Below are 23,892 nucleotides of genomic sequence, written 5' to 3'. Positions count from 1 at the left end.
AGGTTTTGATTTTTGTGGAACATATAACAATAGCCAAATTGAATGAATTAGATGAGATAGTAAGAATCGATGCGGAAGTTATTGGAGATGAAAGCAGAAGAACATACATAAAGAAAGCAATTGAAGAAGGGTGTTGTTTAGTCGCTAAAGTTAACAGGTCAATTGTTGGTTTTTTGGTTTACAACACTCATTTTTTTGAATGTAGTTTTATCTCATTAGTTGTTGTAAAACCTTCAGAAAGAAGAAAAGGATATGCGAAATCACTAATCAAGTATTTTGAAAATATATCTCCAACGGAAAAGATTTTTTCTTCAACAAATCAATCTAATGAGAGAATGCACAAGGTATTCTTATCACTTGGATATAGTAAGAGTGGTTTTATTGATAATCTGGATGAAGGAGACCCTGAAATAATTTACTTTAAACAACTCAAAAAATAATTCTCTTAACCCGTGGTACTAGATAAACTCAAACAAGCATAAAAATAGCCCTTGCATGAGGATCTCCTGTAGAATGAAAGTGCGACCTACCATTCGAAAGGAGAATCCCCATGCAAGAGCACTTTCATTTTACTACAGATCAGGCCAAGATTCAAAAGCAATATGCCGCCATTTTCTTTTTTGTCTCCGCTCAACTGTCATTGATTCAGACGCATCTTCAACGCCGCAACCGCCATTTGGTAAAGCAAGAAGATGACGTGATCATAGCGATTCACATTTTGGGGAAGCTGCTTGGCTTTTCTTCCGAACGGGCATGGCATCGCTTTGTCACCGGAAATTTGTTCACAAACGGTCAGTTTCTCGAACGTTCCCGATACAACCGTCGTTGTCGGGCGCTGCGTTGGGCGATGAAATGGATCCGCCATGAGCTGGCGAAACGCGGCCAACATCATGCCTATGCCGTAGTCGACAGCTTGCCATTAGAGTTGTGCCATGCTGCGAGAATGCATCGTGTCAAACGGTTTCAAGGGATCGCCGACATCGGGTATTGCGCTTCCAAAAAGCAATGGTACTACGGGTTGAAACTGCACCTTCAAGTGACCGATCAAGGTTTGCCAATGGGATATGTGGTGACGGAAGCATCCTGCCACGATCGAACCGCAGCCGAAAGCGTGATGACTCAAATTCCTCATCCCTATAACTTTGGGGACAAAGGGTTCATTAGCCGTGACTTGCAAAAAAGGCTGTACGAAGAGTACCAAATGGCGCTTTGGACTCCGTCTCGAAAAAACCAGAAACATCGCCCGTCCGAGGCATGGGAGAAGTGGATCCAACAAAAACGCAAAGTGATCGAGACGGTGTTCTCGGTTCTGGTTGACCAATACCGGATCACAGAGATTCGAGCGAATTCCATGATCGGATTTGAAGTAGTGCTCGATGGCATATTGTTAGCCTATTCGCTGGTCACACTAGGGCTAGTTGAGTTCTAACGCCCAACTAGCACCACGGGTTTAAAAAAAGATTTGTTTGGTGGAGGATCAGTGTCCAATGTTATGGGATTAGTATGGTTAAACCCTCAATCTGATTGGTCAATCATTGAATATGCAGAGGCCATTTATCATGAGTTTATCCACCAAAGTATCTTCTTGGATGATATGATTAACTGTATGTTTCCTAATGCTAATGAATGTGCAAAAGAAGAAGCTCTAGTTACATCAACCATCTTGAAAATCAAAAGGCCTTTAGACAGAGCATATCATGCTGCTGGAGTTTCTATAGGAATTATGCATCTTTATCACTTGTTTAATTATTCTAAAAATTCTGATAAGTATATGGATGATTTGCGGAAAACAGTTGAAGAAATAGAGGCAAGAACACAATTCTTGGGGAAACAGGGAGTAAAAACTTTAGAAATCATGCGCAAGTTCATTAATCATCCATCTTTTGATGACATTACGTATTCCTTGCAGAACTAATGGCCATTGCGACAAATGAAAACACAGAAGCCCATTGCGTTTGATCGAGTCCGGTTGTTTTGAGGTTGTTTGAGGCGAATGAAACGGACCGACGTACAGAAATGTCTAACGATTCAGTGTCGGAGACGAAAGCAGAGGAAAGAACAGAAAAACCGGCCGAACAGGATGTTCCCTGTCCAGCCGGGTTCTTGTTACACGAGCGGTCCGCCGAGTTTTTCGATGGACGGATCGATGTGGGCGAATTTTTGGAAGTTGGCGCGGAATTTTTGCGCTAGCTCTTTTGCTTTTTGTTCGTATGCTTGTTTGTCGGCCCATGTGTTTTGCGGCTGCAGGACGTCATCCGGCACGCCCGGGACGCGGGTCGGGATGGCGAGGCCGAAAATCGGGTCTTTGATCGTTTCGACGTTGTCGAGCTCCCCTTCGACGGCGGCTTGCACCATCGCCCGGGTGTAGGCGAGCTTCATGCGGCTGCCGACGCCGTACGGCCCCCCTGTCCAGCCGGTGTTGACCAAAAAGACGCGGACGTTGTGTTCGGCGATTTTTTGCCCGAGCATTTCCGCGTATTCAACGGCCGGGCGCGGCAAAAACGGTGCGCCAAAGCACGTGGAGAACGTTGCTTCCGGTTCGGTGACGCCGCGTTCGGTGCCGGCGAGCTTGCTTGTGTAGCCGCTTAAGAAATGATACATCGCCTGTTCGCGCGTCAGCTTGCTGATGGGCGGCAGGACGCCGAACGCATCGGCTGTCAAAAACACGATGGTCGACGGATGGCCGGCGACGCTCGGGTCGATGATGTTTTGGATCGCCTGAAGCGGGTAGGCGGCGCGCGTGTTTTCCGTCAGCGTGCCGTCGTCGTAATTCGGCACCCGCGTTGTATTATCGAGAACGACGTTTTCGAGCACTGCGCCGAAGCCGATGGCGTCAAAAATTTGCGGCTCTTTCTCGCGCGACAGGTTGATGCATTTCGCATAGCAGCCGCCTTCGATGTTGAAAATGCCGCGGCTTGACCAACCGTGTTCGTCATCGCCGATCAAGCGGCGGTTCGGGTCGGTCGAGAGCGTCGTTTTTCCCGTTCCCGACAAGCCGAAAAAGAGGGCGACGTCGCCTTCCTGGCCGACGTTGGCCGAGCAGTGCATCGGCAGGATGCCTTGTTCCGGCAGCACATAGTTCATGACCGAGAAAATCGATTTTTTCATTTCGCCGGCATACTCGGTGCCGCCGATCAACACGGTGCGCCGTTCAAACGAGATGATGATGAACGCTTCCGAGCGCGTCCCGTCCACCTTCGGGTCGGCTTTAAAGTTCGGCGCGCAAATGACGGTGAATTGCGGCTCGTGCGCGGCGAGCTCCTCGGCGCTCGGGCGGATGAACAGCTGATGGACGAACAAGTTGTGCCAGGCGAATTCGTTGACGACTTGAATCGGCAGCCGGTATTTCGGATCGGCGCCGGCAAAGCCTTTAAAGACGAACAGTTCCTCTTGTTTCATTAAATAATCGAGCACTTTGTCGTACAGTTTCTCAAACGTTTCCGGAGACATCGGCTGGTTGACCGTTCCCCAGTCGATCGTTTGCTTCGTGGACGGTTCTTCGACGATGTATTTGTCTTTCGGCGACCGCCCCGTGTACTTGCCGGTTGTCACGGCAACCGCCCCGGTGTGGGTCAGCCGTCCTTCGTTCCGCTGCAATACTTTCTCGACGAGCTGGGCGACGGACAATTGGTGATGTACGTACGGTTTTTGCAGCAATACATCCAGCTTATTTGTCATGTTTGCGATCCCCATGTTCACAACCTGCCTTCTTTTTGTAATCAATCTTGAAAATAGTATAACACATTTTTATTAATAGTCCATACTAATTGTGTAGGTTTTTTTGAACTTATTTTGCCTATTTTTCAGATAATAAAAAAATCATTTCTGTGGTTGACTTTGCTTATTCAATTACGATAAGATAAGTCATTGAACGGATACTCTTATCCCGAGCCGGTGGAGGGACAGGCCCGATGAAGCCCAGCAACCGTCACAATCTTTCATATGTGAAATGGTGCTAACCTGTGGCAAGGCGCAGTCCTTGAACGATAAGAGTGAAAGGAAGCAATACGATTGCAATGACCTTTCCTCACCGTGACAGGAAAGGTTTTTTTATATTGCGAAGGGAAACGAGTTCCGTATCGCCACATTACGTCAAGAGGAGGAAATGAGCCGAATGTCAGCCAAACGCCGCTTGTTTACGTCAGAGTCTGTGACGGAAGGACATCCGGATAAAATTTGCGACCAAATTTCTGATGCCATTTTGGATGCCATTTTGGAAAAAGACCCGAACGCCCGTGTCGCTTGCGAAACGAGCGTGACGACCGGGCTGGTGCTCGTGAGCGGGGAAATCACAACATCAACGTACGTGGACATTCCGCGCATCGTCCGCGATACGGTTCGGGAGATCGGCTACACGCGCGCCAAATACGGGTTTGACGCTGATACGTGCGCGGTGTTGACGTCGATTGACGAACAGTCGCCAGACATTGCGATGGGGGTGAACCGGGCGCTTGAGGCGCGCGAAGGTCAGATGACTGACGAGGAAATTGAAGCGATTGGCGCCGGCGACCAAGGATTGATGTTTGGGTTCGCCTGCAATGAGACGGAAGAATTGATGCCGTTGCCGATTTCGCTTGCGCACCGCTTGGCGCGCCGATTGGCGGAAGTGCGCAAAACGGATGTCTTGCCGTACTTGCGGCCGGACGGGAAAACGCAAGTGACGATCGAATACGATGAAAACGGCAAACCGGTGCGCGTCGATACGATCGTCGTTTCCGCGCAGCACCATCCGGAAATTACGCAAGAGCAAATCGAGCGCGACATTAAAGAACAGGTCATCAAGCCGGTCGTGCCCGCAGAGCTGCTTGATGAGAACACGAAATACTTCATCAACCCGACAGGACGGTTTGTCATCGGCGGTCCGCAAGGGGATGCTGGGTTGACGGGGCGCAAAATCATCGTCGATACGTACGGCGGCTACGCCCGCCACGGCGGCGGCGCGTTCTCGGGCAAAGATCCGACGAAAGTCGACCGCTCGGCGGCGTATGCGGCCCGCTATGTCGCGAAAAACATCGTCGCGGCAGGACTGGCCGACAAATGCGAAGTGCAGCTTGCCTACGCGATCGGCGTCGCCCGCCCAGTTTCGATTTCGATCGATACGTTCGGCACCGGCAAAGTGTCGGAAGACATTTTGATTGAGGTCGTGCGCAACAACTTCGATCTCCGCCCGGCGGGCATCATCAAAATGCTCGACCTTCGCCGCCCGATTTACAAACAGACGGCTGCTTACGGCCATTTTGGGCGTACGGACATCGACCTGCCGTGGGAGCGCACCGACAAAGCCGCCTTGTTGAAAGAACAAGCGCTGGCGTTGGCGGACAAGTGATGAAAGAAAAAGAGCTGCCTGATCACGGCAGCTCTTTTTTGTTGGCGCACGATGTCCGCTGTTGCTGCAGCGCTTTGTAATACTGCCCTTTCTCGACATATTCGCGGCGTATGCGCTCCATTTCACGGATGTCGTCTTCCGTCAGTTCGCGGACGACTTTCGCCGGCCGGCCGAGGGCGAGCGTGTTGGGCGGAATTTTTTTGCCCGGCGGCACTAAACTGCCGGCGCCGATAAACGCGCCTTCCCCGATTTCCGCGCGGTCCAAAATGATCGAGCCCATGCCGATGAGCGCGTTTTTGCGAACGATGGCGCTGTGCAAAATGACTTGATGGCCGACTGTTACACCGTCTTCAATGATAAGCGGATTGTTTGGACTTTGATGCAAAATTGAGTTATCTTGAATATTGACCCGGTTGCCAATCACCGTTGGCGCCACATCGCCGCGAATGACGGTATTGAACCAAATGCTCGTCTCTTCGCCGATCACGACATCGCCGGTGATCGTCACATAGTCGGCGATAAAGGCGGAGGCGGCAATTTGCGGCGTTTTGCCTTTGTATGGGTAAATCATGGGCGTTCGTTCCTTTCTGCTGCAAAATCGATCGTTCACCATGTATTGTACAACGCTGCGTCCAAATCGCCAACGAAAGCGAGCGCGCCTAATCGGGATTGGTGAAAAACGTTTCGTTTCGCCCGATGAGTGGTTGGGATCGGGGAAGAAGATCCGATTTCACAAAGCTTCTCAACGTGAGAAGAACCGTTGTTGAGCGGCTTTTTCACTCCGTCGCCAACCCTTTTATGGTTTGCCCCGGCCGCATTGATGGCAATACTGGAAGACGAGATCGCAAGCTGTTCAGACGCGAAACGATTTTGGTTGCCGATAAGATGGAAATGCTAGGAGACGAGACCATGGTGTTTGCACCTGAGGTGAGCCGATTGAACATTCCGAAAAACCCCATCGCCTTGATGAAAATGGTGTATCGTGACGTGCTTCCGCTTGTCCACCGCGAGCTTGCCTATTGGCGGCGCCAAGCCGAGCGCATTCCCGACCCGGAATTGCGGCGCCAGGCGCTCGCGAGCATCGCTTCGAAAACGTTCCATTGCGAAGGCGGCTCCATTTTGGCGCTCTTGGCCGGAGAAAACATGGAGGATTGCATCCGCTTTATCGTTGCTTACCAGACGATCAGCGATTATTTGGATAATTTGTGCGACCGCAGCACCTCGCTCGATCCGCTCGACTTTCGCGCCTTGCACGATTCGATGCCGGACGCTTTGACGATCGGAGCAGAGCCGTCGAACTATTACCGCCATCGCCGCGAACAGGAAGACGGCGGCTATTTGCCGGCGCTTGTCCGCACGTGCCAAGAGGTGCTCGAGACGGTGCGCCATTATGAGACGATCGCCCCGTTTTTACATGAGTTGGCCGGATATTATTGCGACTTGCAAGTACATAAACATGTCGAAGCGAGCGAGCGGGTGCCGCGGTTGGAGAAATGGTTCGCGCAATACAAAGATGCCTTGCCGCCGATGGAATGGTATGAGTTTTCCGCCTGCTCCGGTTCGACGCTCGGCATTTTCTGCCTCGTCGCCTATGCGTTTGGCGAATCGCTGCCGCTGGAGATGGCGAGACAAGTGCGCGACGGTTATTTTCCATACATTCAAGGGCTGCACATTTTGCTCGACTATTTGATCGATCAAGAGGAAGATCGAGCCGGCGGCGATTTGAATTTTTGCTTTTACTATCCGAATGAAACGGTGATGCTTGAGCGGCTTTGCCATTTCATCGAAGAGGCCGACCGCCATGTCAGCGCCCTTCCGCACGGCCAGTTTCACCGCCTTATTCACCGAGGGCTTCTTGGGTTGTATTTGTCGGATGCCAAGGTGAAAAAGCAACGCGGTCTGCACCGGCTGGCGCGCCGGCTCGTCCGCGCCGGCGGGGCGGCGTCGATGTTTTTTTATTGGAACGGAAAAGCGTACCGCTTTTGGCAGGAGCAACAAAAACGGCTGTCCTTTTCGTAAGGGCAGCCGTTTGCTTGTACTGGCGAGAGCAGTGGTTCGTCGGCGGATCGGACGGAATCAGGCGCCCCCATCCGCCCGATTCTCGAGTGCGATCAAAAACGGCGGGTTGTTTTGACGATTGATGAATTCGTATTTCAAGGCATGGACGCGCCGTTGATCAAGAAAGCGGACGTAATCAAGGAGCGCGTCGCGTTCGCGCTTTCCCTCCGGATGGCCGTGGTAGACGACAAGAACGATGATGCCGCCCGGCTTTAGGATGGAAAGAAGCTGCTCGACCGCTTGAATCGTCGATTCCGGCTTGGTGGCGATTTGCTTATTGCCGCCCGGCAAATAGCCGAGGTTGAACACGGCGCCGGCGATGCGTCCGTGAACGGAGTCGGGGAGCGCCTCAAGCAGTTCACTATGGCTTCGCTCGAACAACGTCGCCCGCCTGCATAGCCCATGTTTCGCGAGGCGGGCGGAAGCGGCGGTGATGGCCTCAGACTGAATGTCAAAGCCGAACACATGGCCGAAATCCCCGACGCGTTGGGCCAAATACACGGTGTCGTGCCCGTTGCCGACGGTCGCGTCGACGGCGATGTCGCCTTCGTTGACTGCTTGATCAAGCAAAAAGCGGGCAAACGGCAAAATGTTCATCAAAGCCATCGGTTGGCCCCTCCTTGTGATCGTTTCATCGTTTACGTTGGCAGGCGTGGCGTTGCGCCAAAGTGTCGGATGCCATCGCTTTTCCCCTAAACTTTCCATCCTCTGCGCCGGCGTGACAGAAAACCTTGAGCTGACCGACATTGATCGAGCTGAACGAAGATCCTCACGTCGGCATTGTAACAAAAACTTCATGGAAAATCGACCGCTGCCAATCATTGGCGTGATACGGCCGGCCTATGCGGCGCATAGTAAACATGAGGGAATATCACGAAACGAGGTGAGCGCATGGCGACAAGACAATCCGTTGAGGAATTTTTGCAGCGGTGTGAAGATGTGATCCGCTACGCGAAAGAGCAATATACGGAAGCGCAAAAGCAGGAGCATTACAACATCACCGAATACACCAACGCCCAGCAGATGCTCGAGCAGACGGTCATCGATTTAGCGCACTTGGCGCGAAGCTGCAACGCCCAGCAGCGCGAGCAGCTGCATCGGATGCGGCTCCAACTGGAGCAATTGCAAAACGACATGATTTTGCTTGACCGCTGAAACGAGGAGGAACACAACATGAAGCGACGCTTGAAACAAACGAATCCGGAACAAAAAACACGCAACGGCCAAAACAATAACGATCTTGAGCTTGGTCAAGACTTTGACCCGGTGAAGCTGGCGAAAAAGCAATACGAGGAAACGGGCGGCCAACCGATCCGCTCCAAGCAGCGGAACGGGTGACGACAAGCCAAAGGGGCGGAAGCCGCTCCAACTTGTTCTTCTTTTCGCGCAGGAGCCCCGCTTCAAAAGCCATTGTTTCCGTGGGGAGTTAGTTTGGCAAAAAAGTGGCGGACGCATCGGAACGCTCCGCCTTTTTGATTGCATTTTTTCCTGTTTTCCCCTACAATTATTTCGGAACTCAAAATAAAAGCCAGAAAAGGATGATGACCGATGCCCCGCGCTCTTTGGTGGCTGCTTGTCGGCATGGCGCTCAATGTGACAGGGGCGTCGTTTCTATGGCCGCTAAACACGATCTATTTGCATGAACAGCTCGGCCAGCCGCTCGCTGTCGCTGGTGTCGTGCTCATGCTCAACTCTGGGGGAAGCGTCATCGGCAGCTTGGCCGGCGGCTTTTTGTTTGACCGGATCGGCGGGTTTCGCGTTTTGTTGGCCGGAGCGGTGTTGACGATGGCCGCGCTCGGCGGCTTAAGCGTTTGGCACGGTTGGCCGCATTATGCGGTGTTTTTGGCGTTTGTCGGCGTTGGCAGCGGCGTCGTCTTTCCGGCGGCGTCGGCGTACGCCGGGGCGATTTGGCCGGAAGGGGGGCGGCGGGCGTTCAACGCCTTGTATGTCGCGCAAAACATCGGCGTCGCCGTCGGGTCGGCGCTTGGCGGGCTTGTCGCTTCATATTCGTTCTCGCTCGTTTTTTTCGCCAATCTTTTGTTGTATGCCGCGTTTTTGTTTACGGTTGTGGCCGGGCTGCGCCGCGTTCCGCTCTTGCCGCCGCCGAGAAAGAAACGATCCGGAGAAGCGGAAAGAGCGCCATCCCGCTCCGCGGGCTGGGCGCTTGCCCTCCTTTGCGCCGGCTATGGACTGTGTTGGTTGAGCTATGTCCAATGGTCGACGACGATCGCCGCCTATACACGCGAGCTCGGGATACCAGTCGGGCAGTACAGCTTGCTTTGGACGATCAACGGGGCGTTGATCGTCTTGGCCCAGCCGCTGTTGTCAGCGGTCATCCGCCGCTTCATGCCGACGTTGAAGCGGCAAATCGTGATCGGTTTTTTTATTTTCGCCGTTTCGTTTGCCATGCTGTTGGGGGCGCATTCGTTTGCAGAGTTTGCCGCGTCCATGATGGTGCTCACGATCGCCGAGATGATCGTCTGGCCGGCGATTCCGGCCGCGGTGAACGAATGGGCGCCCCCGGGGAAAGCCGGGTTTTACCAAGGAATCGTCAACGGGACGGCCACGGCCGGACGGATGATCGGACCGGTCATCGGCGGCTCGGTCGCCGATCTGTTTGGAATGAAACTGCTCATCATGATGTTAGCATTGTTTGCCTTATTGGCGGTGCTGGCCGCGCTTTTGCATGATCGTCGGCTCCCGAAGCGGACGGAGAACGCGGATGAAAAAACCGCGGCTTCCGTATAGATTTCGGCTTGCAATTGATCGACAAATTTTTTAAAATAATAATAAATTTGTCATTCTGTCCACTCATCGCTCGATTCATCCTATTTCGCGCAGGAGACTCCCACTTCAACGACCAAAGGGAGTAAGTGGGAGAGGAATGTGCGTTCCCCCTTTCTTTTGTGTATGATAGAATAAAGACGTGGAGAAAACTGTTAAATAAAGGCACTCCAATAACGGCTGCTCGATGGATGGAGTTGGTTGCAGGAAACGTTGCAACCGTAAAACATGAGCGTAGGTCTGTCTGTTGTGTGTGGAAGCCAAGTACTGCCAACAGACACACCGAGAGAATCGGTAACGATGCAGGCATGACCTGCGTCGTTGGGTAGTCGTCAACCTGCCCCCTGATGCAACCCCAAGTCAAGGAAGGAGGACGAAGTCCGTTTGCACTTCTGGGGAGTTGCAAGCCCCCACTTCAAGCGTTAGCGAAGTGGGGGTAGTTGACGTGCGAATAAGGCGAATAACGGTGAAGAGGAGCAGTAGCGGGCCCGACGGACGGCAGAGAGTTGACGGATGGTGCGAGTCAACCGAAGTCGGCTCGTGAACTCGCCTCGGAGTTGCCGGCGTGAACGGTCATCGACAGCGCCGGCCGTCCATCCGCGTTAAGGAAGAAAGCGGGTGCGCCGTTTGGCGCGCCAAAAAGGGTGGTACCGCGGGAAGCGCGCCTCTCGTCCCTTTGCTGTGGGGATGGGGGGGTTTTTTTGTACATATTTTCGTCAATGATGCAAGTAGAACTTGATAGGAGGAGTGCTGCGATGAGCTTCAACCACCGCGAAATTGAACAAAAATGGCAGGACTATTGGGAGAAAAACAAAACGTTCCGCACGTCCGATGATGATGACAAGCCGAAGTTTTACGTTCTCGACATGTTCCCGTATCCATCCGGCGCCGGCTTGCACGTCGGCCATCCGGAAGGATATACGGCGACCGATATTTTGGCGCGCATGAAGCGGATGCAAGGGTACAACGTCCTTCACCCGATGGGCTGGGACGCGTTCGGGCTGCCGGCCGAGCAATATGCGCTCGATACCGGCAACGACCCGGCGGAGTTTACGCAAAAAAACATCGACAATTTCCGCCGGCAAATCAAATCGCTTGGCTTTTCGTACGACTGGGACCGGGAGATCAATACGACCGACCCGAACTATTACAAATGGACGCAATGGATTTTCTTGAAGCTGTATGAAAAAGGGCTCGCCTACATGGATGAAGTGCCGGTCAACTGGTGCCCGGCGCTCGGCACGGTGCTGGCGAACGAAGAGGTGATCAACGGCCGGAGCGAGCGCGGCGGGCATCCGGTCATCCGCAAGCCGATGCGGCAATGGATGCTGAAAATCACCGCCTATGCCGACCGCTTGCTTGAAGATTTGGAAGAGCTCGACTGGCCGGAAAGCATTAAGGAGATGCAGCGCAACTGGATTGGCCGTTCGGAAGGAGCGGAAATCGAGTTCGCCGTCGACGGCCATGACGAAACATTCACCGTGTTCACGACGCGTCCGGATACGCTGTTTGGCGCGACGTACACCGTCTTGGCGCCGGAGCATCCGCTCGTTGAAAAAATCACGACGCCGGAGCAAAAGCCAGCCGTTGACGCCTACTTAAAGGAAATTCAAAGCAAAAGCGACCTTGAGCGCACCGATTTGGCGAAAGAAAAAACGGGCGTGTTCACCGGCGCGTACGCCATTCACCCGGTCACCGGCGATCGGCTTCCGATTTGGATCGCTGACTACGTCTTGATGAGCTACGGCACCGGAGCGATCATGGCCGTGCCGGCGCACGACGAGCGCGACTACGAGTTTGCGAAAAAATTCCACTTGCCGATGAAAGAAGTCGTCGCCGGCGGCGATATCGAAAAAGAACCGTACACCGGAGATGGCGAGCATATCAACTCCGAGTTTTTGAACGGGTTGAACAAGCAGGAAGCGATCGACAAAATGATCGCCTGGCTTGAGGAGCACGGCAAAGGGCGGAAAAAAGTGTCGTACCGGCTGCGCGACTGGCTGTTCAGCCGCCAGCGCTACTGGGGCGAGCCGATTCCGATCATCCATTGGGAAGACGGCACGATGACGCCGGTGCCGGAAGAGGAATTGCCGCTTGTGTTGCCGAAAACGGATGAAATCCGTCCGTCGGGAACGGGCGAATCGCCGCTCGCCAACATCGAAGAATGGGTCAATGTTGTCGACCCGAAAACCGGGAAAAAAGGGCGGCGCGAAACGAACACGATGCCGCAATGGGCTGGAAGCTGCTGGTATTATTTGCGCTACATCGACCCGCACAACGACAAGCAGCTCGCCGATCCGGAAAAGCTGAAAAAGTGGCTGCCGGTCGATGTTTACATCGGCGGGGCGGAGCACGCGGTTTTGCATTTGCTTTATGCCCGCTTCTGGCATAAGTTTCTTTATGACCTTGGCATCGTGCCGACGAAAGAACCGTTCCAAAAGCTGTTCAACCAAGGGATGATTTTAGGCGAAAACAATGAAAAAATGAGCAAATCAAAAGGCAACGTCGTCAACCCGGACGACATCATCGAAAGCCATGGCGCCGACACGCTGCGGCTGTATGAAATGTTCATGGGGCCGCTTGAAGCGTCGATCGCCTGGTCGACGAAAGGGCTCGACGGCGCGCGCCGTTTCCTTGACCGCGTCTGGAGGCTCTTTGTCACCGAACATGGCGAACTGAACCCGAACATTGTCGACGAACCGGCGAACGACACGCTCGAGCGCGTCTATCACCAAACGGTGAAAAAAGTGACGGAAGACTATGAAGCATTGCGCTTTAACACTGCCATTTCGCAGCTGATGGTGTTCATCAACGAAGCGTATAAAGCCGAGCAAATGAAAAAAGAATACATGGAAGGGTTTGTCAAACTGTTGTCACCGGTTTGTCCGCACATCGGCGAGGAGCTGTGGCAAAAGCTTGGCCACACGGACACGATCGCCTATGAACCGTGGCCGACGTATGATGAAACGAAGCTTGTCGAGGACGTCGTGGAAATCGTCGTGCAAATCAACGGCAAAGTGCGGTCGCGTTTGCACGTGCCCGTTGACTTGCCAAAAGAAGCGCTCGAGGAGCGGGCGCTCGCCGATGAAAAAATCAAAGAGCAGCTTGAGGGCAAAACGGTGCGCAAAGTGATCGCCGTCCCCGGCAAGCTCGTCAATATCGTCGCCAACTAATGATGAGGGCGGGCTTCGGCCCGCTCCTGATCCACCAACGAAAGGGGTCGATCTGCCATGGAAGAGATCAAGGAAATCACGCCGGCTGAAGTGAAAGAAAAACTCGAACGCGGGGAAAAGCTGAACATTGTCGATGTGCGCGAAGACGAAGAAGTCGCCCTCGGCATGATCCCCGGCGCCAAACATATTAAAATGGGCGACATCCCCGATCGGCTTGAGGAATTCGACCGCAATGAAGAATATATTTTCGTCTGCCGCTCCGGACGGCGGAGCGAAAACGTCTGCCGCTACTTGCAAGAGCTCGGCTATCGCGTCCGCAACATGACGGGCGGCATGCTCGAGTGGGAAGGCGAAACGGCGCCGAAGCAATAAGCGCTTTCGGCTCAAAGAACAGGGCATGGCGGTGGGCCATCATCCAAAGTGATCCCGTTTTTGTCGAGACCAAAACGACCGAACGTGTCAGCGGATGGAACAGCCCCGCTCGGTCAAGAGGAATGGCTTGCTGGCGCCGGCCTTTTCATGCGTCCGGCGGCTTGCGCGTCTTCGGTCGGCGTATAGTGGGGAGTCGGGCGGTTCCGCGTTTCTCAACGGTGAATATTGTTCTTCCCGCACGGTCCAATGGTTGTTTGCCGCTGGTCTTGCATGAGCGAAAAAGCGTCCCAGCTTTTTGGGGCGCTTTTTCCATTTTGTTTTAGTACCAAAGTGTGATGAAAGAAAAAAAAGGAAAGGATATAATTTTCGGTAAAATCAGACACTTGTTCGAAGGAGGAGCTCTCTGTTGAAACTCGGCGACCGCTTGAAATTCGCCCGCTTGATGAAAGTTTCTACCGGGCGCTTGTCTACTATTTGACGCCGACGTCGAACTTCAGCCAGCTGCGCGCCGCCTGCGTGCAAGCGGCCGCTGATTTGTACGGGTCGACAAGCCAAGAAGTCAACTCGGTGAAACAGGCGTTCAATGCGGTTGGAGTGTATTAAGACGAATGAAGTTTCTGACGTCACGCGTCCCGCTGTTCGGGGGCGCGTGACGCCTTTTGTGGGCAGGATTTTCCCTAAATGCGTGGAAAAGGAAAAAGAAAACGGGGGAATGGCGATGTACAAAGTGAAAGTGTTTGATAAAGAGCATGAAAAAGATTTGGAAGCGGCGGTCAATGATTTTTTAGCCCGATTGAAAGACGGACAGTTGATCGATGTCAAGTACAGCGTGGCGGCGATGGAATCGGAAGGCGAGCAAATCTACTGTTTTTCCGCCATGGTCATTTACCGGACTTGACACTTCACACGGCTCCAGACTGCGGGATTCTTTGGCCGTTTTCGTGCTGATCCCCCCAAAGCGGGCGACGCTTTTTTCGTTGCGGCATTTCCATTTCAGGCGGCGAAATTTTGCGATCGCCCGCCTTGAAGACGGGCGTTGTCGGAATGTCAGCGAACGCCCCGGAGCACCCGAGGGGCATGAGGACGGCGGTCAATTCGTTGCTGTCTGCCCCGCGGAGCCGCTCGCCCCGTTTTTTTCCGCCAATGCATAGCGGGCGGCGTTCACGCCGGCGAGCCGCCCGGTGACAAGGGCGGCGGTGATGTTGTAGCCGCCCGTGTAGCCGTGAATGTCCAAAATTTCCCCGCAAAAGTAAAGGCCGGCCATGCATTTGGAGGCCATTGTTTTCGGCTCAATTTCTTTGACCGACACGCCGCCGCCGGTGACGAATGCTTTCTCAAGCGGCAGCGTGCCGTGGACGTAAAAGGTAAACTGTTTGCACTGTCGGGCAAACGCCCGCAGCGCCTCATGGCCGACCGTGCCGGCAGAGGCGTGCGGGTCGATGCCGGCACGCTCGAGCAAAAAGACGGCGTACCGCTCGGGAAGCACCGTTTTGGCGATCGTTTTCATCGCCTTTTTCGGCTCCTCTTTGCACAGCTTGGCGAACTGTTGAAACAGCTCTTCCTGTGTCACGTCCGGAAGCGCGTCGATGCTCATTTTGACCGCGCCGTCCGCCGCTTTTTTCAACGCCTTAACGACAAACTGGCTGCAGCGGAGAGCAGCTGGGCCGGAAATGCCGAAGTGCGTAAACAGCATATCCATCCGGTGGGTGATGATCGGCTTGCCGTTCGGCTTTAAGACGCTTAACGCGACGTCGCGCAGCGACAAGCCTTGCAGCGTCCGCTCTTTGATGAACGGCTCATGCGAGACGATCGGAACTTCGGTTGGAAACAGTTCGGTCACCGTGTGACCCGCTTTTTCCGCCCACGGATAGCCGTCGCCTGTTGAGCCGGTTTGCGGCACCGATTTGCCGCCGACGGCGACGACAACCGCACGGGCGTGGATCGTCTCCCCGCTTTTCAGCGTGACACCGACTGTTTTTCCTTGTTCATACAACACGTCCGCCACTGGCGATTCAAGCCGAACATCGACGCCAAGGCGCGACAATTCGCGAACAAGCGCGTCGACGACCGACTGGGCGCTGTCGCTTTTGGGAAACATGCGGCCGTGGTCTTCCTCCTTGAGCGGCACGCCGAGCCGCTCAAAAAAGCGGATGATGTCTTCATTGTTAAATACGGAAAAGGCGCTGTATAAAAAGCGGCCGTTGCCGGGAATATGGCGGACCATTTCATCCACCGGCAGCCGATTCGTCACGTTGCAGCGTCCGCCGCCGGAGATGGCGAGCTTGCGCCCGAGCTTCGTTCCTTTTTCCAACAAGAGCACCTTCGCCCCTTCTTCGCCGGCGCCGATGGCCGCCATGAGCCCGGACGGACCGCCGCCGATGATGATGACGTCGTATCCCATGTTCATTCCACCCTTTCTTTTTTGCGCGTGGCCGATATTTTTCGTTCCATTGACAACTATGGTAAAATAGATACGTTGTCATTTTCAACGTCCATGGCTAGGGAAGGGGTCATATGTCAACATCGAAACTGCTGCGCGGCACGTTTATTTTAACGGCTGGCGTGATGATTTCTCGCCTTCTTGGTTTATTTTACGTCATCCCGTTTTACCATCTTGTCGGCGAGCGCGGCGGGGCGCTGTACGGATACGGCTATGTGCCGTACCAAATTTTTTTGAGCTTGGCGACCGGCGGGCTGCCGGTGGCGGTGTCAAAGTTTGTGTCGAAATACAACGCGCTTGGGGAATACGGCGTCGGCTATCGGCTCTTTCGCTCCGGCCTTGTCTTGATGATCGCAAGCGGCATCGCCTCATGGCTCATTTTGTACGCCCTGGCGCCCATCTTGGCGCCGCACGTCATCGATGCGAAAACGAACGTCAACTCGGTCGACGACGTCACGGCCGTCATCCGCGCGGTCAGCTTTGCGCTCCTCATCGTGCCGGTGATGAGCTTGATCCGCGGATTTTTCCAAGGACATGAGTCGATGGGCCCGACGGCGCTGTCGCAAGTCGTCGAACAAATCGCGCGCATCGCGTTTTTGCTTGGGGCGTGCTACGTCATTTTGCGCCTGATGGACGGCTCGATCGTCTCCGCTGTGAGCGCGGCGACGTTTGCCGCGTTTGTCGGGGCGGCGGCGGGGCTTTTGGTGTTGCTTGTCTATTGGTGGAAGCGGCGTCCGTATTTGCAGTCGCTGCTTGCGCGTGACCGCGGCGAAGCGGACGTGTCGCTTTTGGCGATGTATAAAGAGCTGCTTCTTTCTTCGATTCCGTTTGTTTTTGTCGGCTTGTCGATGTCGCTGTACCAGCTCGTCGATCAGTTTACGTTCAATCACGCGATGGCGGCGGCGGGCCGCGGGAACATCTCGGAGCACGCGTATTCCGTGTTCAACATGTGGGCGCAAAAGCTCGTCATCATACCCGTGACGCTCGCGACCTCGTTCAGCTTGGCGCTCATCCCGACGATTACGAAAGCGTATGTCGCGCAAGATCGGAAAGCGCTGCGGCAATATTTGAACCAGACGTTTCAAGTGCTCATGTTTTTAACGCTCCCGGCGGTGATTGGCATGGCGGTGCTGGCAGGGCCGGTGTACAGCTCGTTTTACAGCTATGATCCGCTTGGTGAACAAGTGTTGCGCTGGTATGCGCCGGCGGCGATTTTGTACGCTTTGTTTTCTGTGACGGCGGCGATCATGCAAGGCATCAACGAGCAGCGGTTTACGGTCGTCAGTTTGACAGCCGGCTTGCTTGTGAAGCTTTTGCTCAACACGCCGCTCATTATGAAATGGTCGGCCGTCGGGGCCATTGTGGCCACGATGGCGGGCTATTTCGTCTCTGTGGCGTTCAACTTATGGGTCATTCAGCGCCGCACGCGCTACCGCTATCGGTTTGTCGCCCGCCGGACGGCGTTTATGGCCATCTTGACGGCGGCGATGTCAGCGGCGGTTATGGGGGTCGAGGCGCTGGCGTCCCGATGGATCGATTACCGCGCCAGCACCGCTGAATCGGTGGGCGCTGCTGCCATCGGCGCAGCGGTCGGGGCAGCCGTCTACTTGTTTCTCAGCATCCGCTCCGGGTTGTTTTCGGCGCTGTTTGGCGACCGGTTTGCGTTTTGGCGCCGGAAAGAGAAAAAGGCGGTATCGTAGACGAGGGTGTATGGGGGGATCGGCCGTTTCCTAGAAGCGGCTCGTTTAGGCCGGGAGCCTGGCGGACGGCGCTTCTTGCGAACATCGCGGCGCCCGAGCGAAAGGGTTCGACGACGGCTGTTTTTCGCCCTCCCCCATGCCGTTCGGCTTGCGGCAAAAAAAGAAGAAGGCGGTCGTCCCCGCCTTCTTTCTCCATTTCGCTTATGACAGGCCGAGCCGGCGTTCGATGCGATCGAGGCGGCTTTCCACCCGGTTGAGCCGGCGGTCGAGCCGTTCGACGTCCCGCTCAAGCCGTTCGATGCGCCGCGCCCAGTTGGCGAATGGCCCGCCTGGGTATCCGGGCCAAAATTGGCTGGCTGGCGGCTGTTGACGGTAATCATCCAACGTTGGGACATAATAGTAATATTCATTCATCGGCAAATCCCCCTTCTTGATGTTTCCTTCACAGTGTATGGGGGGAAGGCGGAAGCGGACTAGATGAACGCCTAATGAAGGCCATATTTTTAGGAGGGAGATTTGTGGAGCTGCGCATTGACAAGCTGCTCGCCCATATGGGGTATGGGACGAGGAAGGAAGTGAAAAAGCTGCTCAAGTCCGGAGCGGTGAAAGTGGACGGCGCGCCGGTTCGTGATGCGAAAACGAAAGTGCGGCCGGATGAGCAAATCGTGACCGTTTGGGGAGAAACGGTCGAGTACAAGCCATTCATTTACTTGATGATGAATAAGCCTTCGGGGGTCGTTTCCGCGACGGAAGATGCCGTGGAAGAGACGGTCGTCGATTTGCTTGAAGAAGAAGACCGGGCATTTTCCCCGTTTCCGGTCGGGCGGCTTGACAAAGATACAGAAGGGCTGCTGCTCTTGACGAATGACGGCCAGCTCGCCCATCAGCTGTTGTCGCCGAAAAAACACGTGCCGAAAACGTATTTTGCCGTCGTGGACGGGGAAGTGACGGAAGCGGATGTCGCGGCGTTTCAGCGCGGCGTCGTCCTTGATGACGGCTATGAAACAAAGCCGGCCAAGCTCGTTGTGTTGAAATCCGGCCTTCGTTCCGATGTCGAGGTAACGATCACCGAAGGGAAGTTCCATCAAGTGAAGCGGATGTTCCAAGCGGTCGGCAAGCGGGTCGTCTATTTAAAACGAATTCAAATGGGGCCGCTCGCCCTTGACCCGGATTTGGCCGTCGGCGAGTATCGGGAATTGACGGACGAAGAGGTGGACATGTTGAAGCAATACCGGCCAGAGACGGACGAAAAAAAAGGAACCTGACGCGGTTCCTTTTTTATGGAAAAATAGTGGATATTCATCTGTGGAAAAATGGTTTGCGTTCATCTCTCATCTTGCCTACCCTATTGGCACCGGGTTTACGAAGAGATGCGCACTTTTTTGTTTGTGGTCGTCCATTTGCCCTTGCTTGGGCTGCGAACGAGATCGTTGTACATAAGCACGTTTAAGTCGCGCTGGATCGTTCGTGGGGTGGTGCCGAACTCATCAACAAGCTCTTGGGTCGTAACCGTTCCTTTTTCGCTAATGTACATATACACGGACTTGATGCGGGTAAGCATCCGATGTGTTGAAGGTTTCAAAAGACCACTCCCTATCTTAGCATCATTCGCATGGCACAACCGACCGCTAGCAGATGAGAGATGTCTTTGTCTGTTTACTACCATTGTACACGAAATGAGAGGGAAAATGCTACCCGGTTGCCTCTATTCACGAAAAATTTCAACATTTTGTCATGAAACGGAAATCGATTTGCAACGAATGAAACATTTTGACTTCCTGTTTTTGATATGATACGTTGGCAACAAAGGGTGTTGAATAAGGAAAGGAAGAATGGCGTTGAACATCGACTGGATGAACGAAGCGAAGAAACGAAAAGACGATCTTGTCCGCGACGTGCAAGCGCTTGTCCGCATTCCGAGCGTCCGCGATGATCAGCAGGCGCAGCCGGGCGCGCCGTTTGGGCCCAAGGTGGCCGAGGCGCTTGAGCATATGCTTCGCCGCGGCCGGGAGGAAGGGTTTCGCGTCAAAAATGTGGACGGGTTTGCCGGGCATATCGAAATGGGGCATGGGGAGAAACTTGTCGGCGTGCTCGGCCATATCGACGTCGTGCCGCCTGGGGACGGCTGGACGATGGATCCGTTTGCCGCTGAGGTGCGCGATGGCCGCCTTTACGGGCGCGGCGCGATCGATGACAAAGGGCCGACCGTCGCGGCGTTTTACGCGATGAAAATCATCCGTGACCTCGGGCTGCCGCTTGACAAGCGGGTGCGGCTTATCATCGGGGGCGATGAGGAAAGCGACTGGCGGTGCGTAGAGCACTATTTTCGTCATGAAGAAATGCCGGATGTCGGATTTGCGCCGGATGCTGATTTTCCGATCATTCATGCCGAAAAAGGAATCATTGACGCCGATTTGTCGTACCGCCCGCCTGAATCGGCGGAGGCGGAAGGGCTCGCGCTTGCCTCATTCCAAGCTGGGCGCCGCTACAATATGGTGCCGGATGCGGCTGAAGCGGTGGTGGAAGGAGCGGGACGGACGGAGGAGCTGCTTGGCCTCTATGAACAGTTTTGCCGGGAGCGCGGCGTAAAGGGGAGCATCAGGCAAAGCGAAGGGGACGTCGTCTTTCAATTGGAAGGGGTGTCCGCTCATGGCGCCGAGCCGGAGCGCGGCAAAAACGCCGGCGTCTATTTGGCGCAGTTTTTGGCGTCGCTTCCGCTCGATGGCCGAAGCCGGCCGTTCATTCAGTTTGTGGCCTCCGCCTTTTTCGGCGATGCCCGCGGCCGGCGGCTTGGCCTTGCGTATCGCGACGAACAAAGCGGCGACTTGACCGTCAACGTCGGGGTGCTGTCGTATGACCGGCAGCATGGCGGAACGATTGGGCTGAACATCCGCTATCCGGTGACGGCCGACGGCGAGGCGATCCGCCGGACGCTCGCTGGCGCCGCGGCTGAACATGGATTCGCGCTCAGCCGTTTCAGCGATACGAAGCCTCATTATATCGATCCGAGCCACGAGCTTGTCCGCACGCTTCAGCGCGTCTACGAAGAGCAGACGGGCGAGCCGGCCCGGCTTTTGGCCATCGGCGGCGGCACATACGCCCGCGCCTTGAACGCCGGGGTGGCGTTTGGCGCGTTGTTTCCGGGCCGTCCGGATGTCGCCCACCAGAAAGATGAGTATATCGAAATCGACGATTTGGTGAAAGCGACAGCCATTTACGCGCAGGCGATTTACGAGCTGGCGAAATAAACGGCGGTCCGCCGCCCCGGCGAAAAAAGAGAGCGGGGCGGGCGTTGTTTGAACGAAAGGGGGGACGGGATGGAAGCGGCGTTCAAACGGGAGGCGGCGGTGCGAAAACAGGTGTTTCCGCTCTTTTATTTTCTCATCTTTTTTGCTTTTGGCGCGTTGTTTCCGCTTTTGTCCGTCTATTTGCAGGAAGAGGCGCGCCTTTCGGGGGCGGCGATCGGCTGGATCATGTCGCTTCCCCCGATCGTGACGATGGCGGCCCAGCCGCTTTGGGGCACGGCGGCCGATTATACGCGCAAACCGGTCGAACTGTTGACGCTGGCGCTCGGGGTGACAGCGCTGTTTGGGCTTCTTTATTCGCTGGCCGGAAGCTACCAGGTGTTCGTCGCCCTGACCGTGCTGCTTTCGGCGGCGCAAAGCGCGATCGTTCCGCTCTCCGACAGCATCGCCCTTCATCATGTGCGCCGCTCGGGCGGAAACTACGGGGCGATTCGACTTTGGGGTTCGATCGGGTTTGCCGCGTCGGTGTTGGTTGTCGGATGGCTGTCCGATCATGTCGCGTTTGCGGTCATTTTTTACGCCTTTTCGTTGGCGCTGTTGGCCGCGTCTGTTTTGGCCGCCCGCCTGCCGCGCTACCCGATGGCGGCGCCGGGGGCGTTGACGTTTCAGGATGTGCGCGGGCTGCTGTCCGTCCGCTCGTTTCAGCTCCTGCTTGTCGCAACATTTTTGCTGTTTGGTCCGATTTTGGCCAATAACTCGTATTTCGGGCTGCTCATTCATGAGTTGGGCGGGACGTTAACTGGCATCGGCCTCGCCTTTTTGTTTGCCGCCGGCAGCGAGGCGCCGTTTATGAAAGCGGCGGATCGGCTCATCGGCCGTTTCGGCATGGTGCGGCTTCTTCTATTGGCTGCGCTCATCTCCGTGGTTCGCTGGCTGTCGTACGCGGTCGACCCGCCTCTTTGGTTTGTGTATGCAACGGCGGTCGTCCAAGGCTGCTCGGTCGGGCTGGCGATCCCGACGGCGCTTCAATATGCGCGCCGCTTGGCGCCGGAGCGGGTGCAGGCGACGGCCGTGGCGTTATACTCAGCGGTCGGCAATGGCCTTGGCGCGTGGTTTTGCACGTTGGTGGGCGGATATTTGTTTGAGCGTTGGCAAATCGGCGCTGTCTACTTGTTTTTTAGCATCTGCACGATCGTGGGTGTGCTCGTGCTCCTTTTGCTCGCAAAACGAGAACGAACGGCAGGTGAAGAGAAGTGAAACGAAGCCATTATTTTATCGCTGTTCCGCTGACGTCTGAAGCGAAACAAGCCATTGCCCGATTTTCGGGGGATGCGGCGTCGTCGCTGCCGTTTCGCACATGGGTGCATGAAGAGGACTATCATATCACCCTCGCGTTTTTAGGCGATGTGCCGCCGAAAAAAATGGCGCCGCTGTGCGAGGCGATGGCCGCCGTCGCCGCCAAAAGCGCCCCGTTTTCCCTCGCGCTTGCCGGGCTTGGGACGTTCGGAGAGCGGACGGCGCCTCGCGTTTTTTGGCAAGGAGTCGAAACGGAAGAAGCGTTGAATGGATTGCGGCGCGACGTGTATGAAGCGTGCATGAAGCTTGGGTTTTCCTTGGACCGGCGTCCGTTTGCCCCGCATATTACGATCGCCCGCAAATGGCAGGGAGCCGAACCGTTTCGCCCGGATCGCCTCCGTTCGCTTGCCGCGGCCAAGGTGGTGTTTTCGGTGCCTGAGATCGTGCTGTATCGGACGAATATGGAACGGACGCCAAAGTACGAAGCGATCGCCGTGTTCCCGTTGCTTGGCGCGCCGATGAATGGCCGGAAATAGCAGGTGAAACAATGGGTCAGCTCGTTAAACTCATGGATTGCATTTCCCGCTACGAAACGGATGTGTACTATTATGTGCCGGAGTTCATCCGGCTCAAGCAGCGGCAATGGGAGCAGGCAAAAGCGCGGTGGCAAGCCGAACGAACGGCTGAGGCCAGCGGATGGCTTGAAACGGGCGAGACGTGGGATGTTTGGCTTGACAAACCGTCATGGTGGGAACGGCTGACGAAACGATGGCGCCGCCGTGCCGCGCTTACGGAAGAAGAGCCGTTTTCTCTTGCGCCGATGGCTCGTCCGGCGGCTACTCTGGAGGAATTGAAACAGCAGTTTTTGGATGAGTTGTTCGAGTTGCAGCTGAAATGGGCGAGTTCCACGATGATGTACGTTTCCTCCCTCGATGAGGCCGTGTATGGCGATGAGACGTTGAAATATTTTTTGCAGCGGTTTCCGGATACGCATTTATGCTTTTACCGGCCGGTGGCGATGGTCGGCAAGGCGCCGGTGGAGCTGGAGACGATGATGTTGACGCCATCCGCGCTCTGGTGCATTGCCTTTGTCGAAGGAAGGCCGGATAACATCGTCATGGCGTCAACCGGCCGGTTTTGGGTGGAACAAGCCGGAACGAACGAAACGAGGCTGGTCAACCCGGTCGTGTCGCTGCGGCGGACGGAGCAGATCGTTTCGGAGATTTTTCGCAAACATGGGGTTGATTGGCCGATCCATCTCGTGCTGTTAAACCGCTCCGGCTACATTGACAGCGGCGGTCTTTTTCCGTTTATCCGCTATATTGATAAGCGAAATTATGACGAGTGGTTTTCCCGCCTGCGCCGCTCAGCTCTCCCGCTTCGGCACGGGCAGCTGAAAGCGGCTGAGGCGCTGCTTCGCCATTGCGCCAGCTTTTACGACCGCCGGCAAGACGAGAATATGAACAGCGAGGAAGGGCAACAATAGAAACATCTGTGC

At 55.0% G+C, this 23,892-nt stretch carries 23 protein-coding genes, 1 pseudogene, 1 riboswitch and 1 other annotated feature; of the genes and pseudogenes, 18 read left to right on the top strand and 6 right to left on the bottom strand.

From position 1 onward, the window contains the following. Positions 1-14 precede the first annotated feature (14 nt). From GZ1_RS05290 to GZ1_RS05280, 3 genes are all read left to right on the top strand, one after another. The gene (locus GZ1_RS05290) at positions 15-440 is read left to right on the top strand and encodes a GNAT family N-acetyltransferase (protein WP_060788045.1); all 426 of its coding nucleotides are present in this window, start codon (positions 15-17) and stop codon (positions 438-440) included. A gap of 110 nt (positions 441-550) precedes the next feature. Then, the gene (locus tag GZ1_RS05285) at positions 551-1,429 is read left to right on the top strand and encodes an IS982 family transposase (RefSeq protein WP_060788039.1); all 879 of its coding nucleotides are present in this window, start codon (positions 551-553) and stop codon (positions 1,427-1,429) included. 51 nt (positions 1,430-1,480) lie between these two features. Then, positions 1,481-1,915, top strand: coding sequence for a hypothetical protein (locus tag GZ1_RS05280; protein ID WP_255211275.1), 435 nt, complete (start codon positions 1,481-1,483; stop codon positions 1,913-1,915). A 191-nt stretch (positions 1,916-2,106) separates the two neighbouring features. Here the strand turns inward: GZ1_RS05280 and pckA are convergent, their stop codons facing one another. Continuing rightward, entirely contained in the window at positions 2,107-3,693 is a 1,587-nt protein-coding gene (pckA, locus tag GZ1_RS05275; protein WP_060788038.1) for a phosphoenolpyruvate carboxykinase (ATP), read from the bottom strand. A 185-nt stretch (positions 3,694-3,878) separates the two neighbouring features. Further along, a riboswitch (SAM riboswitch) is annotated at positions 3,879-3,993 on the top strand. Positions 3,994-4,114: 121 nt separating this feature from the next. On the opposite strand from pckA, the gene metK reads away from it, so the two are divergent. After that, on the top strand, positions 4,115-5,326 hold the full coding sequence (gene metK, locus GZ1_RS05270; protein WP_014196594.1) for a methionine adenosyltransferase: 1,212 nt from the start codon (positions 4,115-4,117) through the stop codon (positions 5,324-5,326). A 22-nt stretch (positions 5,327-5,348) separates the two neighbouring features. Here metK and GZ1_RS05265 read toward each other — a convergent pair whose 3' ends face one another. Continuing rightward, positions 5,349-5,897: a gamma carbonic anhydrase gene (locus tag GZ1_RS05265; protein WP_013144421.1), complete on the bottom strand. Its 549-nt coding sequence runs from the start codon at positions 5,895-5,897 to the stop codon at positions 5,349-5,351. Between the two features lie 338 nt (positions 5,898-6,235). On the opposite strand from GZ1_RS05265, the gene tbcS reads away from it, so the two are divergent. Beyond that, a complete protein-coding gene (tbcS, locus tag GZ1_RS05260) occupies positions 6,236-7,345 on the top strand; it encodes a tetraprenyl-beta-curcumene synthase (RefSeq protein WP_083509272.1) in 1,110 nt (369 codons plus the stop codon). A gap of 57 nt (positions 7,346-7,402) precedes the next feature. Here the strand turns inward: tbcS and mnmM are convergent, their stop codons facing one another. After that, positions 7,403-7,990, bottom strand: a complete 588-nt coding sequence (gene mnmM, locus GZ1_RS05255) for a tRNA 5-(aminomethyl)-2-thiouridylate-methyltransferase MnmM (protein WP_060788037.1) — start codon at positions 7,988-7,990, stop codon at positions 7,403-7,405. 285 nt (positions 7,991-8,275) lie between these two features. On the opposite strand from mnmM, the gene GZ1_RS05250 reads away from it, so the two are divergent. From GZ1_RS05250 to GZ1_RS05225, 7 genes and pseudogenes are all read left to right on the top strand, one after another. Then, positions 8,276-8,539 carry a YtzC family protein gene (locus GZ1_RS05250; protein WP_011232317.1) on the top strand — a complete coding sequence of 88 codons (264 nt, stop codon included), beginning with the start codon at positions 8,276-8,278 and terminating at the stop codon, positions 8,537-8,539. Between the two features lie 18 nt (positions 8,540-8,557). Next, positions 8,558-8,722 (top strand): hypothetical protein, encoded by a 165-nt coding sequence (locus tag GZ1_RS05245; protein WP_011232316.1) that lies wholly within the window; start codon positions 8,558-8,560, stop codon positions 8,720-8,722. Between the two features lie 210 nt (positions 8,723-8,932). Continuing rightward, positions 8,933-10,132, top strand: a complete 1,200-nt coding sequence (locus tag GZ1_RS05240) for an MDR family MFS transporter (RefSeq protein ID WP_015375657.1) — start codon at positions 8,933-8,935, stop codon at positions 10,130-10,132. Between the two features lie 493 nt (positions 10,133-10,625). Next, positions 10,626-10,847, top strand: a binding site (T-box leader). Positions 10,848-10,923: 76 nt separating this feature from the next. Then, positions 10,924-13,341, top strand: a complete 2,418-nt coding sequence (gene leuS, locus GZ1_RS05235; protein ID WP_060788036.1) for a leucine--tRNA ligase — start codon at positions 10,924-10,926, stop codon at positions 13,339-13,341. 57 nt (positions 13,342-13,398) lie between these two features. After that, positions 13,399-13,713, top strand: coding sequence for a rhodanese-like domain-containing protein (locus GZ1_RS05230; RefSeq protein WP_011232313.1), 315 nt, complete (start codon positions 13,399-13,401; stop codon positions 13,711-13,713). 450 nt (positions 13,714-14,163) lie between these two features. Continuing rightward, positions 14,164-14,316 (top strand): annotated as a pseudogene (locus GZ1_RS18060) (M4 family metallopeptidase); the annotation flags it as partial. 115 nt (positions 14,317-14,431) lie between these two features. Next, positions 14,432-14,611, top strand: coding sequence for a sporulation protein Cse60 (locus tag GZ1_RS05225; protein ID WP_008880941.1), 180 nt, complete (start codon positions 14,432-14,434; stop codon positions 14,609-14,611). A gap of 192 nt (positions 14,612-14,803) precedes the next feature. Here the strand turns inward: GZ1_RS05225 and GZ1_RS05215 are convergent, their stop codons facing one another. After that, positions 14,804-16,114 (bottom strand): BaiN/RdsA family NAD(P)/FAD-dependent oxidoreductase, encoded by a 1,311-nt coding sequence (locus GZ1_RS05215; protein WP_060788035.1) that lies wholly within the window; start codon positions 16,112-16,114, stop codon positions 14,804-14,806. 113 nt (positions 16,115-16,227) lie between these two features. On the opposite strand from GZ1_RS05215, the gene GZ1_RS05210 reads away from it, so the two are divergent. Beyond that, positions 16,228-17,853, top strand: coding sequence for a putative polysaccharide biosynthesis protein (locus GZ1_RS05210; protein ID WP_060788034.1), 1,626 nt, complete (start codon positions 16,228-16,230; stop codon positions 17,851-17,853). Positions 17,854-18,054: 201 nt separating this feature from the next. Here GZ1_RS05210 and GZ1_RS05205 read toward each other — a convergent pair whose 3' ends face one another. Continuing rightward, entirely contained in the window at positions 18,055-18,267 is a 213-nt protein-coding gene (locus GZ1_RS05205; RefSeq protein ID WP_060788033.1) for a hypothetical protein, read from the bottom strand. A 104-nt stretch (positions 18,268-18,371) separates the two neighbouring features. On the opposite strand from GZ1_RS05205, the gene GZ1_RS05200 reads away from it, so the two are divergent. Next, positions 18,372-19,118 carry a pseudouridine synthase gene (locus tag GZ1_RS05200; protein ID WP_044744751.1) on the top strand — a complete coding sequence of 249 codons (747 nt, stop codon included), beginning with the start codon at positions 18,372-18,374 and terminating at the stop codon, positions 19,116-19,118. Positions 19,119-19,213: 95 nt separating this feature from the next. Here the strand turns inward: GZ1_RS05200 and GZ1_RS05195 are convergent, their stop codons facing one another. After that, the gene (locus GZ1_RS05195; RefSeq protein ID WP_008880936.1) at positions 19,214-19,435 is read right to left on the bottom strand and encodes a DeoR family transcriptional regulator; all 222 of its coding nucleotides are present in this window, start codon (positions 19,433-19,435) and stop codon (positions 19,214-19,216) included. A 250-nt stretch (positions 19,436-19,685) separates the two neighbouring features. Here GZ1_RS05195 and pepV point away from each other — a divergent pair, with 250 nt between their 5' ends. The 4 genes from pepV (at position 19,686) to GZ1_RS05175 (ending at position 23,880) form a co-directional block, all read left to right on the top strand. Next, positions 19,686-21,101, top strand: a complete 1,416-nt coding sequence (gene pepV / locus GZ1_RS05190) for a dipeptidase PepV (RefSeq protein WP_083509271.1) — start codon at positions 19,686-19,688, stop codon at positions 21,099-21,101. Positions 21,102-21,170: 69 nt separating this feature from the next. After that, positions 21,171-22,355, top strand: a complete 1,185-nt coding sequence (gene malA, locus GZ1_RS05185; protein ID WP_060788032.1) for a maltose permease — start codon at positions 21,171-21,173, stop codon at positions 22,353-22,355. Then, the gene (gene thpR / locus GZ1_RS05180) at positions 22,352-22,930 is read left to right on the top strand and encodes an RNA 2',3'-cyclic phosphodiesterase (protein WP_060788031.1); all 579 of its coding nucleotides are present in this window, start codon (positions 22,352-22,354) and stop codon (positions 22,928-22,930) included. The genes malA and thpR overlap by 4 nt, the downstream gene beginning before the upstream one ends. A gap of 11 nt (positions 22,931-22,941) precedes the next feature. Then, the gene (locus tag GZ1_RS05175; protein WP_015375646.1) at positions 22,942-23,880 is read left to right on the top strand and encodes a hypothetical protein; all 939 of its coding nucleotides are present in this window, start codon (positions 22,942-22,944) and stop codon (positions 23,878-23,880) included. The last annotated feature ends 12 nt before the right edge of the window (positions 23,881-23,892 follow it).

Source organism: Geobacillus zalihae NBRC 101842 (assembly GCF_001544135.1).
Classification (GTDB): domain Bacteria; phylum Bacillota; class Bacilli; order Bacillales; family Anoxybacillaceae; genus Geobacillus; species Geobacillus zalihae.
This window is presented reverse-complemented; position numbering and strand designations above follow the sequence as displayed.